The organism is Mycobacterium sp. SMC-4 (assembly GCF_050205565.1).
GTDB lineage: Bacteria > Actinomycetota > Actinomycetes > Mycobacteriales > Mycobacteriaceae > Mycobacterium.
This window is the reverse complement of the sequence record NZ_JBNMQU010000013.1, coordinates 103,775-118,874: the sequence shown is the minus strand read 5'-3', so window position 1 is coordinate 118,874 and position 15,100 is coordinate 103,775. Positions and strand designations below refer to the sequence as shown.

At 64.6% G+C, this 15,100-nt stretch carries 12 protein-coding genes; all 12 read left to right on the top strand.

The annotated features are described in order from the left end of the window. Positions 1–898: 898 nt before the first annotated feature. The 12 genes from ACQI46_RS21625 to ACQI46_RS21570 all read left to right on the top strand — a co-directional run bounded on the left by ACQI46_RS21625 (position 899) and on the right by ACQI46_RS21570 (position 15,040). Entirely contained in the window at positions 899–1,375 is a 477-nt protein-coding gene (locus ACQI46_RS21625) for a hypothetical protein (RefSeq protein ID WP_427096094.1), read from the top strand. A 21-nt stretch (positions 1,376–1,396) separates the two neighbouring features. Continuing rightward, the gene (locus tag ACQI46_RS21620; protein WP_427096093.1) at positions 1,397–1,561 is read left to right on the top strand and encodes a hypothetical protein; all 165 of its coding nucleotides are present in this window, start codon (positions 1,397–1,399) and stop codon (positions 1,559–1,561) included. Between the two features lie 444 nt (positions 1,562–2,005). After that, positions 2,006–3,175 (top strand): acyl-CoA dehydrogenase, encoded by a 1,170-nt coding sequence (locus tag ACQI46_RS21615; RefSeq protein ID WP_427096092.1) that lies wholly within the window; start codon positions 2,006–2,008, stop codon positions 3,173–3,175. A 737-nt stretch (positions 3,176–3,912) separates the two neighbouring features. Next, entirely contained in the window at positions 3,913–4,686 is a 774-nt protein-coding gene (locus tag ACQI46_RS21610; RefSeq protein WP_427096091.1) for a glycosyltransferase family 2 protein, read from the top strand. After that, entirely contained in the window at positions 4,683–5,963 is a 1,281-nt protein-coding gene (locus ACQI46_RS21605; protein WP_427096090.1) for a glycosyltransferase family 4 protein, read from the top strand. The genes ACQI46_RS21610 and ACQI46_RS21605 overlap by 4 nt, the downstream gene beginning before the upstream one ends. Then, entirely contained in the window at positions 5,960–7,111 is a 1,152-nt protein-coding gene (locus tag ACQI46_RS21600; RefSeq protein WP_427096089.1) for a glycosyltransferase family 4 protein, read from the top strand. The genes ACQI46_RS21605 and ACQI46_RS21600 overlap by 4 nt, the downstream gene beginning before the upstream one ends. Next, positions 7,108–9,111 (top strand): hypothetical protein, encoded by a 2,004-nt coding sequence (locus ACQI46_RS21595; RefSeq protein WP_427096088.1) that lies wholly within the window; start codon positions 7,108–7,110, stop codon positions 9,109–9,111. The genes ACQI46_RS21600 and ACQI46_RS21595 overlap by 4 nt, the downstream gene beginning before the upstream one ends. Beyond that, positions 9,108–10,346 (top strand): hypothetical protein, encoded by a 1,239-nt coding sequence (locus tag ACQI46_RS21590; protein ID WP_427096087.1) that lies wholly within the window; start codon positions 9,108–9,110, stop codon positions 10,344–10,346. The genes ACQI46_RS21595 and ACQI46_RS21590 overlap by 4 nt, the downstream gene beginning before the upstream one ends. Next, entirely contained in the window at positions 10,343–11,674 is a 1,332-nt protein-coding gene (locus ACQI46_RS21585; RefSeq protein ID WP_427096086.1) for a hypothetical protein, read from the top strand. Before ACQI46_RS21590 ends, ACQI46_RS21585 begins: the two co-directional genes overlap by 4 nt. Beyond that, complete coding sequence (locus ACQI46_RS21580) at positions 11,671–13,011, top strand: glycosyltransferase family 4 protein (RefSeq protein WP_427096085.1); 1,341 nt, start codon at positions 11,671–11,673, stop codon at positions 13,009–13,011. The genes ACQI46_RS21585 and ACQI46_RS21580 overlap by 4 nt, the downstream gene beginning before the upstream one ends. Next, complete coding sequence (locus ACQI46_RS21575) at positions 13,008–13,784, top strand: polysaccharide deacetylase family protein (protein ID WP_427096177.1); 777 nt, start codon at positions 13,008–13,010, stop codon at positions 13,782–13,784. Before ACQI46_RS21580 ends, ACQI46_RS21575 begins: the two co-directional genes overlap by 4 nt. After that, a complete protein-coding gene (locus tag ACQI46_RS21570; protein WP_427096084.1) occupies positions 13,781–15,040 on the top strand; it encodes a nucleotide sugar dehydrogenase in 1,260 nt (419 codons plus the stop codon). Before ACQI46_RS21575 ends, ACQI46_RS21570 begins: the two co-directional genes overlap by 4 nt. Positions 15,041–15,100: the final 60 nt, after the last annotated feature.

Sequence of the window (15,100 nt, the reverse complement as noted above, 5' to 3'; positions counted from 1 at the left end):
TCACTGCTCCCGTCGGGACTTGTTGAAAGACCGGGACTTCGGAGACCGACGCGGTTGCCGGCTGGTCGACTTCTCGAACTTCGGAAGGCTCCGTGACGTCTGCGAGTTCTCGAAGCGGTAAGCGTTCATTTCGCTGTGAGAGCAGGTCGTCGGATTCGCCTGCGGTGTCAGTGATCTCGGAACCAGACCCGCGCGCTTTGTCATTGACGCTGCGCTGGGCGGCAGTCGCCCCTCCGCTGCGCTCAGCGCGGGGGCGGCGTGTCTGCTTGTCGGCGTCGCTACGGACGTCGTCCCTGCTGGTTGTCCGGTCCCTTGCCGAGGTGGTGGTGTCCTCGGAATCCGCCCATGCCGTAGGCGACGAGGCGACCGCTACTCCGATGCCCAGTGCGGCTGCCAACGCGCCTACCCGCCCGATGAAGCGTGCATGTCCCATAGTGGCCCCCTCTGGCCGGCAAAGTTGCCGAGTCGCCCTGCTGTCAACGTGCGACGGACGATATGTCCTCGCCAATAGCTTGCCTTGCAACGAGTGCTGATCCGCCAACGTTTGCTATGTCCAGGCGAGTTAATCACCAGGAGCGTCAATAGGGAAGGTTCGGCCCCGAACCGACGAAAAAGCGTACGAACGGATGACACGGCAGCGCCATGTCGGAGGTCAATTGCCCGCCTGTGCTCGACGGTTGGCGCACAATGGTTTCAAGGTGAGCGTCCGGAGGGGGAGACGATGGCTTTCCGATTTTTCGCAGCCACGATATCGGCGGTCGCGGTCCTCGCAGTCGGGTGTGCCGACGAGCCGGAACTCCCGTTAGCCGGCGACGCAACGCCGCGGCCGGTCGTTCCCGCAACGTTTTTCGATGGGTGTGGAGTCGTCGCTTATCCCGCGACGGGTGCGCGGGGGACCGTGACGGTGATCTCCGGTGCCGTCCCGTGCCAGGAAGCCATGCGAATCACCGACCGATACCTGCATGACCCGTCACTCGTGCACACCGGCAACTCCTGGTCCGCCGAATTCGAAGGCTGGATGTGCAGCACGCCCACATCGGCGGCCGCGCAGGAGTACGGCTACCTGTCCTCTTGCCGCGACGAACGGGGCAGTGAGATACGGGTGACCCCAGAGCGGCCCGCAGGTGCGGAGCCCCTGGCGGTCGATTGCGACGAGGCGGACATCGCCGCGGACATGGGTCAGCAATTGAATGTCCAACGCTGCTACGGAAATTGGGCGTATGTCGACAGCGGAGAACTCGGCGACGCGCAATCCCTGATCCGGTTGGTCAACGGCGCATGGGAACGCTACACAGGCTTCCCCAGCAGCATCTGCACGGCTCAGGCGACCGCCGACGGTGTGCCGGTGCCCGAGCTGCGTAGTTTCATGTGTTGACTTTTCCGTAACCGCCAACCGGTGGCGACTTCGGCGTCGGTGGCAGTGATGGCCGGCGCGGGCGCGGCGGGATCTTTGGCGGTGGCCAAGGTGCTGATGGCGATGCCGGGAATGAAGAAGGCGGACTCGACGGCGAGCCGGGACTCGACGGGGCGCCAGCAGCTGGCCGAGACGATTTGTTGCTAGATCTGACGATCTCGTCAACAGATTGACGAGCTAACTATCGGGAGACGTCGTACGACGCGAAGTTTTCGCTGAGGGTCTCGGCGCGGCTCACGGGACGCCGCGACAGGGAAACGGCGTCAGGAGGCTCGAAGGACGACGACCGGCTCGACGCTCTGTACGGGCGAAGCCACCTGAATGTGGCCTGTTTGTGCTGCATGCATGCCCGCGTCCACGACTGCTGAGGCGCGCAACCAACGCGGAGTAGCGTTCCAACCACACTCGCAATGCGCGGTACGGCGAAGGGCTGGGCCATCGATGTACACCTGCATGTCTCGGAAAGTACCCAATGAATGTGAGAGGGAACCAAGTCTCTTGCTGAAGTTTTGCTGAGAGGCGGCGCGGGCTGCAACTTCGCGACCGGGCGCAGACGAGCTAAAGTTACCGGTGAGTAGCAAGGAGATGAAGATGGCCAACTGGGCTGGAGATCCGTCGTTCGATTTGTTCCAGCTACCCGAGGAACATCGAGAGCTGCGGGACGCAATCCGTGCGCTGTGTGAGAAGGAGATCGCTCCGCACGCCGCCGATGTAGACGAGAACTCGCGCTTTCCTCAGGAGGCGCTCGACGCGCTCGTGTCGTCGGGCTTCAACGCCGTCCACGTACCCGAGGAGTACGGCGGCCAGGGCGCCGACTCGGTTGCGGCGTGCATCGTCATCGAAGAGGTCGCGCGCGTCGACGCCTCGGCGTCGCTGATCCCGGCGGTCAACAAGCTGGGCACCATGGGACTGATCCTGCGCGGCTCCGACGAGCTCAAGCAGAAGGTGCTGCCCTCGATCGCGGCCGGTGAGGCGATGGCGTCCTATGCGCTCTCCGAGCGCGAGGCCGGCAGTGACGCCGCGGCCATGCGCACCCGCGCCAAGGCAGATGGCGACGACTGGATCCTCAACGGCGCCAAGTGCTGGATCACCAACGGCGGCAAGTCCTCCTGGTACACCGTCATGGCGGTCACCGATCCCGACAAGGGCGCCAACGGCATCTCGGCGTTCATGGTGCACATCGACGACGAGGGCTTCACCATCGGGCCCAAAGAGAAGAAGCTGGGTATCAAGGGTTCGCCGACCACCGAGCTGTACTTCGAGAACTGCCGCATCCCGGGCGACCGGATCATCGGCGAGCCCGGCACCGGCTTCAAGACCGCGCTGGCGACGCTCGACCACACCCGCCCGACCATCGGTGCGCAGGCTGTCGGGATCGCCCAGGGCGCCCTGGACGCGTCGCTGGAGTATGTGAAGGATCGCAAGCAGTTCGGAAAGTCCATCAGCGAGTTCCAGGCGGTGCAGTTCATGCTCGCCGACATGGCGATGAAGATCGAAGCCGCGCGGCTGATGGTCTACTCCGCCGCTGCCCGCGCAGAGCGGGGCGAGGGCAACCTCGGGTTCATCTCCGCAGCGTCCAAGTGCCTGGCCTCCGATGTGGCCATGGAGGTCACCACCGATGCGGTGCAGCTGTTCGGCGGGGCCGGCTACACCGTCGACTTCCCGGTCGAGCGGATGATGCGCGACGCCAAGATCACGCAGATCTATGAGGGCACCAACCAGATTCAGCGCGTGGTGATGAGCCGGGCGCTGCTGAAGTAGGCCGCGTCTTCACGAAAGTGCGCTCACGGTCGTGAACCTTCGGGTTCGACGACTGTGGGCGCACTTTCGCGTTCTGCAAGGCTGTGGCCGCTCAGCTTGGCGGGCCTCTTCCCGGTGGTGTCCAACGTAACGCGACGCCGCATTGGCTAACGCGACGCAGGTCGGCGCGCCCGTTCGGGCTCGGCGAGTCTGGGCCGTCGCCGCCGTCACAACCCCCGTTCGGCGACCCACGAATGCGAGTCGCACGTGAAAAGCCTGTAGGTCACCGAGCGAAACGCGTGCCGTGCGAGTGACGAAGCCCCGAGGCTCGCGACCGAGTTCCTGGGCCGTCCGCGCACGGTCGATGTACTGCCAAAAATCGTCTGTAGCAGTCATTTCGTCACATCCCGTCGTGAGATCTGGTATGACCTTATGTGCTCGCTGGATTCATTCCAGCGAATTTTGGGTTGCTCGCTAATTTGGACTGGCTCATTCGGGTTTAACAGCCAGAAAACCCATGTCAAACAGTATTGCCACCATGATAAGCGGGTGTTACTGTCGGCTTGTCTCACGGCTGGAGGGTCGCCAGCGGTCAGGCTAGCTAATAGTGAGGCATTCACTGTAGTAACAAATCTCTACTCGTCGGGGGAAACGACATGGCAGAGCACCCAACGTCTGACGGATCGGGCCTCGCGCCCCCGCCCGCGCAAATCGCGAACGGTTCTGTTCAGGTTGTCGATGCGGTTCCGCGTGCGGCCATGCGGGGCAAACGCGGCGTCGCGACCCGGCCGGCCTTGACGGTCAGCTTGGTCATTCCCGTCAAGAACGAGGCGCGGAACATCGCCTGGGTGCTCGAGCAGATTCCCGACGACATCAGCGAGGTCATCCTCGTCGACGGGAACTCGACCGACGCCACTCTGATCACCGCTCGCAGCTGCCGCCCCGACATCAAGGTGGTGGACCAGGAGGGCGCCGGGAAAGGCAGCGCCCTCCGAACGGGGTTCATGGCCGCTACCGGCGACGTCATCGTGATGATGGATGCCGACGGCAGCATGACTCCGGACGAGATCACCCACTACGTCCACTTCCTCGCCAACGGTTATGACTTCGTGAAGGGGTCCCGCTTCATCCCTGGCGGGGGATCGTTGGACATCACGAAGTTCCGGCGGTTCGGCAACCGCTTCCTCCTGGGTGTGTTCAACACTCTGTATCGCGCCGAACTCACCGACCTCTGCTACGGGTTCTGTGCCTTCCACCGCCGCTATCTCGATCTGCTCGCCCTCTCGGCCACGGGTTTCGAGATCGAGGCCGAAATGGTTGTGCGCTCGATGCAGGCGGGTCTACGCGTGGCGGAGGTCCCCAGTCTCGAACTGCCGCGACGGGCCGGTAGCTCCAACCTCAAATCCGTTCGCGACGGAATCCGGGTACTTCGTACGGTGCTCCGTGGGCACCGCAACGGAGTCAGCGGACGCGTCGTCCAGTCGATTCGCAAGCAGGTTCACGCCGGAGAGCGGCTCAGGGGCACTTTGTGACGGAGGAGCACGTCCGGGGGGACGACGGCTCACTGCCCGGACCTTTAGTTCTCGTTGTCGGCCCTGGGGACAGATTCCTCTCCGGTGTCAGTTACTACACGGCCTTGCTGAGTGCCGCACTCGTCGAGCGCGGCCCGGTTGCCATGCTGCTCCTGCGGCGGCTTTGTCCCCGTGTTTTCTATCCGGGCCGGTCCCGGGTCGGCGCCACCGACGGAGTCCTGTTTCTGCCGAGGGTCCCGGTGTTCAACGGCTTGGACTGGTTTTGGGGCCGTTCGGCGTGGGACGCCCTGCAGTTCTGGCGGCGTACTCGCCCCAGCGTGGTCGTGCTGCAGTGGTGGACGGGCACGGTGCTGCACAGCTACCTGGCCCTGGCATGGCTGGCCCGGCGATCGGGAGCGCGACTGGTTGTCGAGTTTCATGAGCTGCAAGACGTGGGCGAGGCCGGGTTGCCACTGGTGAGCCGCTACACCCGGGCAGCGATGCGGGTACTGCTGAGCCGAGCGGACGCGGCCGTGGTTCACTCCGAATTCGACAAGCGTGAATTCCAGAACACGTATCCACAGCTGAGAAATCTGCCGATCGCCGTGATCCCGCACGGGCCCTACGCGCACCACGCTCGGCTCGGTGAGCCGATTCTCGCCAATCTCGAGGTTCAGGGGCGACGGCACTGCCCGCCTGGATCGGTCGAGCCGATCCGCGTCCTGATCTTCGGAGTGGTGCGGCCGTACAAGGGGCATGCAGAACTCGCCGCTGCTGTCCGTCTGTTGCAAACCGCCGGGATCGACCTTCACGTGAGCGTGGTCGGTGAGGTCTGGCAGGGTTACCGCGAACCGTTGGACGAGTTGACGCGGATCCTGCCGGCCGACCGGCTGACCATCGTCGACCGCTACGTGTCCGACGACGAGGTTTCGGCGCATTTCGCCGCCGCCGATCTCGTCGTACTTCCGTATCGCCGTTCGTCGGCGTCCGGACCACTGCACATCGCGATGAGCCGTGGTCTGCCGGTAGTCACCACAGCGGTCGGAGGTTTGGTCGAAGCCGCCGCCGACTACACCGGTGCGGTCCTGGTGCCGCCATCGGATCCCGTTGCGCTCGCCGAAGGGATCAAGACGGCAATTCCGTTGATCGGCATCGCCCACCTGGACCCGCAGTCCTGGCGCCGCAGTGCCGCGCGATACGCAGATCTGTTGGGACGCATCAACATCGAGTGGGGGCAGGAGGTCGCGGCACCCCACGTTCATGCGGAACGCCCCAGTTTCCCGCTCGAGGTCGTATGAGGCACTCGACCCTTCGAATCGGGGTCCTCGCACCGCGTTTCGCACCATTTCGTGGGGGCCTGGAGACCTACGTGGCCGCGGCGGCTGCTGCGCTGAGCGCTCAGGGAATCGACTTGACCATCATCACCCAGGTCCCCCGGTCCACGGCGCTACCGCGCCGCGAAGCATGTGCCGGGTACACCGTCGAGCGCCACCTTCTGCCGGTCGGCGAGGTGTTCGACGTACCGTCACCGGCGGCAGTGCGTGCGGCCACCCGGCCTGGTCGTTTTGATGTGCTGTGGGTCCACAGCTACCACACCCCGCTGGCGTGGCTGGCGGCCGAAAAGGCGACCGTCCCAGTGGTGTTCACCCCGCACTATCACGGAGTCGGTCACACGCCCGTCCGCCGGATCCTGCACCGGGCCTATCGGCCTCTTGGCCGGCGCCTGATGGCGGCCAGCAGCCGAATCATCGTGGACACCGACGCCGAGGCAGAACTCGTGCTGCGTGACTTCCCCCGTGAAGTACAGCCCGACGACGTGGTGGTTGTTCCTCCGGTGATCAATGTTCAGCAGCGAGAGCAGCTGTGTACCACCGGCAACGCCGGTTTGGTCTTGACCGTGGCCCGCCAGGAAACGTACAAGCGCGGTGATCTGCTGGTGCGTGCCGCTGCCGCGCTGAAGGAACGCGGGGCCAGCGTCCAGCTCGCTGTTGTCGGAGACGGGCCTGCCCTGGCCGGGCATCGGGAATTGGCTGCGCAACTGGGAGTCGAGAGCACAGTCACATTCACCGGAGCTGTCGACGACGAGACGCTCGACCGCTTCTGGGCCAGCGCCGCGGTATACGCGACTGCGAGCCTGCAGGAGGCATACGGCATCGGACTCGCCGAGGCGTTGCTGACCGGATTGCCGGTCATCGCAAGCGATATCCCGGCACACCGGGAGGTCGTCCGTCGGGCCGGAGCCGACGCAGCGGCGCAGCTGTGTGACGTGCGAGGCACCGACGGCGAGGTGGCTGCCCGCTTCGCCGACGCCATCACCAAATCGCTTGCCGCGTCAGGATCCCGGGAAGAGCGCGCGGGGCGCTGTGCGCTTCCGAAAGCGGCGGAAGTGGCACGGCAGCTCGACGCAACGTTGGTCGCCGCGAGCAGGAACAAGGTGCGGACATGACCTCCGTTACCGACGCAGGGGTGCTCGACGACAGTGTCGATGAGAGCCACCTGCAATCTCCGGACTCGAACCTGCCGGCACCGCCACGCCGCCGCAACCCGAAGGTGATTCTGGCTTGTGTGTTGCCGCCCATCGGCGGTGCCCTGATCGTGCTGTCGCACCACCACGCCGCCGGGCTGGACGAACCCGACAATTTCCAGTTCGCGATCTACTGGATCGGTTTCCTGAGCGCGATGTTCTCGCTGGTGGCGCTTGCCTGCAGCCGCCAGATCGACGGTCTGACACGAGCCTGCGCACTGGCAGGTATCGGCCTGTTCGGGATGCTTCCCAGGCTGTTGCACCACAGCCCGACCGGCAGTGACGAATTTGTCCACCTGCGCCAGGCGATGGAGACATTCCTGGCCGGCGATGTCGGCCATACATTGCACCTGCTACCGATCACCAAAGAGTTCTTCGGGCTGCACCAGGTGATCAGCGCCGTTGCCCACCTATCCGGGTTTCCGCTCTGGCTGACCGGTTTGGCTGTCGTCGCGTTCGCCCACATCCTCTCCGTCCTGGCCGTGTATCAGCTGTGCCGCGCGGTGGGGATGCCCGCGGCAGGGGCGGCAGCCGGTGCGGTGCTGTACACCATGAACCCGTCCTGGATGTACTTCAACGTGGCGGTTTCCTACGAGAGCCTGGCCCTGCCGTTGGTGTTGTGGTGCCTGGCGGCCACGTTGGCCACGGGCCGCGCGACGGGACGGCCGCCCGTCCGCGCGTTGGCCGCAGCCCTGCTATGCGTGTTGGTACTGCCGACGATCCACCACCTCAGCACCATCATGCTGACCCTCATCCTGACGCTGATCATCGTTGTCCGCCTGGGTTTCTGGTTCCCGCGGGCGGCAGCCGGTCGACTCAGCAGCCATGACGAGCGCATATGGCCGATGGCGCTGATCTGGTTCGGTCTGCTCGGCTCCATCCATCTCTGGTGGCGGGAGAAGTATGACTGGTTACTCAACTACCTTGGCCCGGCATTGGCCGAAGGATTCGCGCAACTGGACAAGATCCTCAACGGCGTCGGACGCACGGGAGGACAGCGTTCGCTGTTCGCCAACTCGGCCAACCCGGTCTACGAACTCGTCTCGGGCTATCTGTTCCCTTTCGTGAACTTGGGCATCTACCTGTGGGCCGTCCTCATGTTGTGGCGCAACCGCGGCCGAATCGGTTCCGCTTCCTGGGCGTTCGCAGTGCTCGGCGGCATGTTCTTCGCGAGTATGCCGATGCTCTTGACCAGCGGAGGAGCCGAGGGGGCGCACCGGTCGTGGGGCTACAGCTTCATCGGACTGGCCGTCACGTTCGGTATGGCGTGGTCGCTGGCCCGAACTTCGCCTTCCGCCAAGCGTTCTCGCCTGCGGCCATTGTCGGCCCTGTTCGCCCGACCTGCTGTTCGGATGGCCGCCATCGGCACCATCTTCGCCGTACTGGCGTGCGGAAGCGCGGCACTCGGAGTCAATGTCTCACACCGTTTCCCGGGTAGTGCACATGTCGGTGACGATGCGCGATCGATGTCGTATGGCGGGGAGAAGGTGGCCGAGTGGCTGGCGGCCCATGCGCCGGTCGACACCCCGGTGATGGCGGACCGCTATGTGTCTTCTCAAGTGGGCTCGCTGGGGCGGATGTCCGCTCTGCGGCCGAGCCAGCGGTTCCCGATCTGGGAGATCTACATGAACGCTGAACCCGTGCGCCCTGAAGTGCTCAAGCAAATCTGGGATTCCCGGATCAGCTACTTTGTCGTCGATTCACGGATGGCGCTCACCCGGCCGAAAATGGGAACGTGGTTCACGCGAGAAGAGCCCGGCCGCGGCGGCACGAAACTCATTCCGCAAGCTGCGCTCGACCGCTTCAACTGCCTGCCGTGGCTGAGCGCCGTCTACGCGGCGGGTCCGCTGACCGTTTACCAGGTTGACCGTGAGGCCCTCGCCCGTACCGCGGCCGGCAGTTGCGAAGTGTCGACGCCATGACCGATTTCAAGAATCCCTCTGCCGCACCGGCTTTCGCCGATGGCTACGACGAGCGTCCCGACCCGGACGTCCCAGCTGGAGCATCGGCATCCGACGTCCCCGAAGTCGTCGGCAAGAACGCGCGTCATCGCCGGCCGTCCCTTCTCGAACGGTGGTTGGAACCGCTCCATCAGGCCGAACCGATCACGGCGCACTCGCAGACAGCCAGGAGCCAGGTGCTGGCCGGTTCAGTGCTCGGAGTCGGCTGCCTTCTGCTGGCACATTGGACCCAACCCGAACCGGGAGCCTTGTTCAGCCTGCCGACGAACCCGGTGGCGTGGCTGACGCTGGCTTGCGGGATCATCGGAATCTGGCTTGTCCCCGGACTGTGGCTGTGCGCACTGCTTGTTCGCACCGGTGGCGGTCCCGCTGCGTGGCTGGGATCCCGGATCGCGACGACGCTGGCCTGGTATGCCATGGCGGGACCCGCCATCCACTTCATGGGTGAGGGAGCACGGGTCACCGCCACCGGAATCATCATCGCGACAGTGGCAGCGACGTCCGCAGTGTGCGCTGGTGTGGTGCTTGGCCTTTCGCGTCGGCCGAGGCGTCTGTGGCAACGAGCTCTGGTATCGGCGATCATCGGTGCCATCTGCACTCAGGCGGCGATCTCAGCCTGGATGCACATCTTCAGCTTCGGGATGAACTACTCGCACATCCGGCGCCTCGATTGGATACTCGTGGTCGGATGCGCGCTACTGACGATGTTGGGTGCACTAAGCCGGCCGCGACTACCTCGAGTGTTCGTGCGCCGCAACGTAGGCAAACTGGCAGTAGCAGTCGCCGTGCTCGTGAGCACATTCGTGGTGGTGGCGGCGACCGGCGCAAAGTGGTCGCCGTCGCAACAAATGCCCTCGGCGTTCGGGATCGAGCAAGTGGCCACGCGTCCCGGATACGACCTGGCGTTCGGCATGACTGCCATCGGTCCCGGCGGTGCTCAACTGGTTCGCGACGCGGAATTCAAGGCTGCCGACAGCATCGGGCGAGCCATCTCGATCGACAGCCGGTTGGACGTCGCCGAAAGCGGTGAACGGGCAACGCTGTTGGTGACGGTGCACGACGAAAGTCGGCCGGCGCTCTGTGAACGGCATGCGGTCGCCACCGGGACGGACATCCCTCTGCGAGTGACCGTGCGTGACCAGCTGACCGGTGTGCTCGTGCAGGGCATCCTTCCTACCGGGTGGTGTGCGCAATGACCCTGTCTCCACCCCCCAAGGCGCGCGGTCTGGTAGGCAACAGCATGGCGCTGTTGGCGCTGTCGTACGCCACATCCTTTCTGGGATACGTGTTCTGGGTGATCTGCGCGCGCAGTGTGCCCCCCGGCGCGATCGGCATGGCCAACACCGTGATCTCGGCGATGACCCTCGTGGCGATCCTCGCGGTGGCCGGCTTCATTCCGCTGCTGACCCGCTTGCTTCCCGGCGCCGGCCCGGAAAAGCGCAACGGCCTGTTCAGCACCGCGTTGCTCGTCACGATCGTTGCGTCAGGAACGTTTGCCGTCGTTGGTGCGCAGCTGCTTCCGAGCCGTCTGCACGACAACATCGGCACCGGTTGGCTGTTGACACTGCTGACGCTGGGCACCGTGGGTACCGCGATCATGTTCGTCACCAACGCGGCACTGCTCGGTGTGCGCCGCGCCGACTTCTCCCTGCTCGGCACCATGGTGGGAAGCGTGTCGCGACTCGTCGCCATTGCGGCACTGCTGCTCTTGGGAGCAGCCACCGTAGGCGCCGATGCCTCCGCCACCCACACCATCCTCATCGTGTGGGTCGCCTCGCTGGCCATCACACTGACCCTGTCGATCCGTCTGCTGGCGCGCGCGACACCGAACTTCGCATTCCGACCCAGGCTGATCTGGTTGACGCAGCTGCGCCGATCAGTCGGCTGGGACCACATCGCCACCCTCGCGATGCGGGCACCGACATTCGTCATACCGATTCTCGCGGCCGCGGTATTCCCGACCGACGAACTCGGCTACATCACCGTCACCGTCATGGTGGCCACCGTGTTCTTCGCGATCGCGGCGTCGATATCCAATTCGCTGCTGGCCGATTGCGCCGATGATCCCACCCGCTTGCGAGCGCAGGCCAAGCGTGCCGCGCGAATGATCGCACTGTTGCTGTCGGTGCCGGTGACGATCACCTGCCTGTTCGCCAAACAGATCCTGAGCATCTTCGGGCCCGGCTACGCCGACTACAGCTTCCTGCTCATCATGCTCTTGCTGGCGACATTCCCCGACGCGCTGATCAACGTGGCGATGACGATCCTGCGGGTCCAGCAACGGCTCGCGGTCATCGCGCTGTTCACCGTGACGGGAGCGACCATCAGCATCGGCGGTTCCTGGCTCCTGATGCCGCATTTCGGGGCGCTCGGCGCCGGCGTCGCGGTGCTGACCGCACAGGTGGTCACCGCCATCTTGTTCACGGTAGGAGGCCTGTACCGGTTCCGTGCCGCACAGGGTGCCGACAAGTCGGCAGCACACACCGGCATCGGCCAGGGCACGACCGAAGCGGCGCGCTCATGACGGCCTCGACGCGTGATCGGTTGCATGGCTTGCGGATACTCCACGCCATCGACAGCTTCCTGCCGAACGTAGGTGGCCTGGAGCTCTCAGTGGGATCGCTGGCCCGTGCCCAGCGGAGACAGGGACGGACGGTAGCGGTAGCAACGGCACAGCATCCCGACGCCCCCAACCGCGAGAACATGGACGGAGTCGAGGTCCACCGGCTGCCGATGGCGATGGCCCACGTACCGGGTGCGTACGAATCGCAAACCCACTTGTTCTTCCCTCCCGTGCCGGACCCGTTGTTCGTGCGCGCGTTTGACGACCTGATCCGCAGCTTCCGTCCCGACGTCATCAACGTACGCGGCTGGATTCTCTACAGCGTGCTCGGTGCCGCTCGACGGCACGGCGTGCCGGTGGTCGCCAGCGCCCACGACCACAGTCAGGTCTGCGCGACCAAGGTGATGCTGCACCGTGGTCGCAATGTCTGCTCCGGCCCCGAGTTGGGCAAGTGTGTGGCGTGCGCGTACTCCCAATATGGCCTCAAAGGGATTCCGTTGGCGGCCGGCCTGCATCAAGTGGGTTCACGACGCCACCGCGACGTCGCCCAGTGGACGGCCACCTCCACAGCACTCGCAGCCCGTGGCTCGGCACCGCGACCGGCCGATCGCAGCGCGATCTCGGTGATACCGACGTTCATCGACGACGATCTGTTGGCTCTGGCCCGTGATGAGAGAACCGCCACCCGTCCGGACTTCGTGCCTGCCGAGGGACCCTACGTCTTCTACGCGGGCGCACTGGGCGTTCACAAGGGCGTCGATGTCCTGCTCGACGCTCACACCCGGCTCCGCGATGTCGGCATCGACGTTCCGCTGGTCCTCGCAGGTCTGCCTCGCGACGACTTTCCGATCAGTGACCGACCCGGTGTGGTTGTCGTGACCAACGTGCCACAGGCGTCGGTGGTGGCAGCGTGGCGCCACGCTGCCATAGGTGTCGTGCCGAGCGTGGTGCCCGAGGGATTCGGCCGCGTTGCCGTGGAATGTCTTGCGGCATCGACTCCTTGCGTGGTCTCGGCGCTCGGCGGTCTGCTGGATGTGGTGACCGACGGTGTGGAGGGATTGCACGTCCAGCCCGGTGACTCCGGACAGCTCACCGCAGCGATGCGCCGTCTCCTCGAGGACGAGCAGCTGAGGTCTCGCCTGGGTGCCGCCGGACCCGCCAAAGCAGCCCGATTCACGCTTTCGCAGGTGATGCCACAGCTCGACGCGGTCTACCTCCAGGTACTCGAAGACGCAGCTCGCGGAAGCACATCAGTTCCGCCGCAGCAGCGCATGACGAAAGAAGGGGTGTGGCCATGACGTCATCGACCTCCGAAGAGTCTTCGAAGGCTCATGAACTGGCGTCCATCCCACTGGTCTGGATGTATCACTCGATCGCACCGTACGACGAGGATCCCTACGAGGTGACGATGACTCCTCAGCGGTTCGAGAAGCAGATGCGCTGGCTGCGCCGCCGAGGTCTGCGGGGTGTGTCGATGAGCGAGTTGCTGGAAGCCAAGTCTGAGGGCCGGGCGCGCCGGATGGTCGGGCTGACCTTCGACGACGGCTACCAGGACTTCGTCACCAACGCGATGCCTGTCCTCCAGCGACATGGCTTCACCGCCACGTTGTTCGTGCTGGCAGGACGACTCGGAGGCGACAACGAGTGGAGTCGGCCCGGCCCGAGTAAGGCCCTGGTGACCTCTGACCACGTTCGCGAGATCGCACGGTCCGGAATCGAAATCGGGTCACACGGACTCAAACACGTCTCCCTGTTGAAGACCGATGATGCCCAGCTGGCCGAGGAGACGGTACGCAGCCGGGAAATCTTGGAGGACTTGCTCGGCGAACGGGTACGCGGGTTCTGCTACCCCTATGGATATCTCGATGAACGCGTCGTAGCGGCCTCGCGAGGGGCTGGGTACGACTATGCCTGTGCCGTAACGGCTTCCAAATCAATTGGACGTCAGGCAATTCCGCGAACATTGGTGCACGAGCGGGATACCTCCTGGCGGTTGGAAGCCAAGAGGGTCGTCTCCACGCTCACCGTCGGCAACCGCCTTGGTGTCCAGCGCTACCGGAAGGGTCAATGATGCGCGTCGTCGTCGTCGGTCAAGGGTATGTGGGCCTACCGCTTTCGGTCCGAGCAGCACAGGTCGGTCACCATGTGATCGCCTACGACATCGACGAAACCCGGGTGAAACGGCTGCTGGTCGGGGAGTCCTACATCGAGGACATCGCCGACGCCGAATTGAATGCGATCCTGGCCGACGGAACGTTTCATCCGTCGTCGGAGGCGCGTGCTTGTGCGGCCTTCGATGTCGCGGTCATCGCCGTGCCGACACCGCTGCGCGAGGGCGCCCCCGACCTTCGTTACATCGAGGAGTCAGCCCACACGTTGGCCCGATTCCTCCGCCCCGGAGCCACCGTCATCGTGGAATCCACGACCTACCCGGGAACCACACAGGAACTGGTGGCGCCGATCCTGGAAGACGTGTCAGGGTTGCTGGCAGGAACCGACTTTCACCTCGGTTACAGCCCGGAGCGCATTGACCCGGGCAATGTCACATGGACACTGGTCAATACGCCCAAGATCGTGTCGGGCGTCGACGAGGCTTCACTGGCCGCGGTGCGCGCGTTCTACGACTCCATCGTGGAGAAGACGATCCCCGTGGCCTCGCCGCGTGAGGCGGAACTGGCCAAGCTGTTGGAGAACACCTTCAGGCACGTCAACATCGCGTTGGTCAACGAGATCGCCATCTTCGCCCATGAGCTCGGCATCGACGTCTGGGACGCCATCGACGCAGCATCGACGAAACCGTTCGGGTTCATGCGGTTCACGCCCGGTCCCGGCGTCGGCGGGCACTGCCTGCCGATCGATCCGTCCTATCTGTCGTGGTGTGTGGAACGAACGCTGGGCCACAATTTCCGGTTCGTCGAGCTGGCCAATGACATCAACGAACACATGCCCGACCACGTGGTACGCCGAGTCACCATGGGACTCAACGAGCAGAAGCGATCGGTCAACGGATCCCGCATCCTGCTGCTGGGCCTGTCCTACAAGAAAAACACCGGTGACGCACGAGAGTCGCCGTCGGTGCGCGTCGCCCAGCTGCTTGCGGCGATGGGCGCCGAGGTATTGGGGGCCGACCCGCACATCGTCGAGACAACTCCGATAGACAGCCTGCTTCAGCGCGTCGACGTCACCCCAGAGGTACTGGCCTCCGCGGATGCGGTCGTGTTGTTGACCGACCACGACATCTTCGACTACGACGAAGTCGTCGCTCATTCGAAGTTTCTCCTCGACTGTCGTCACCGTGTGAAGGCACATCATGTCGAGCACCTGTGACGCAACCTCACGGGCGGACATCTGATGCCGGTACGTGCCGAGGACCGACGACCGCCTCTC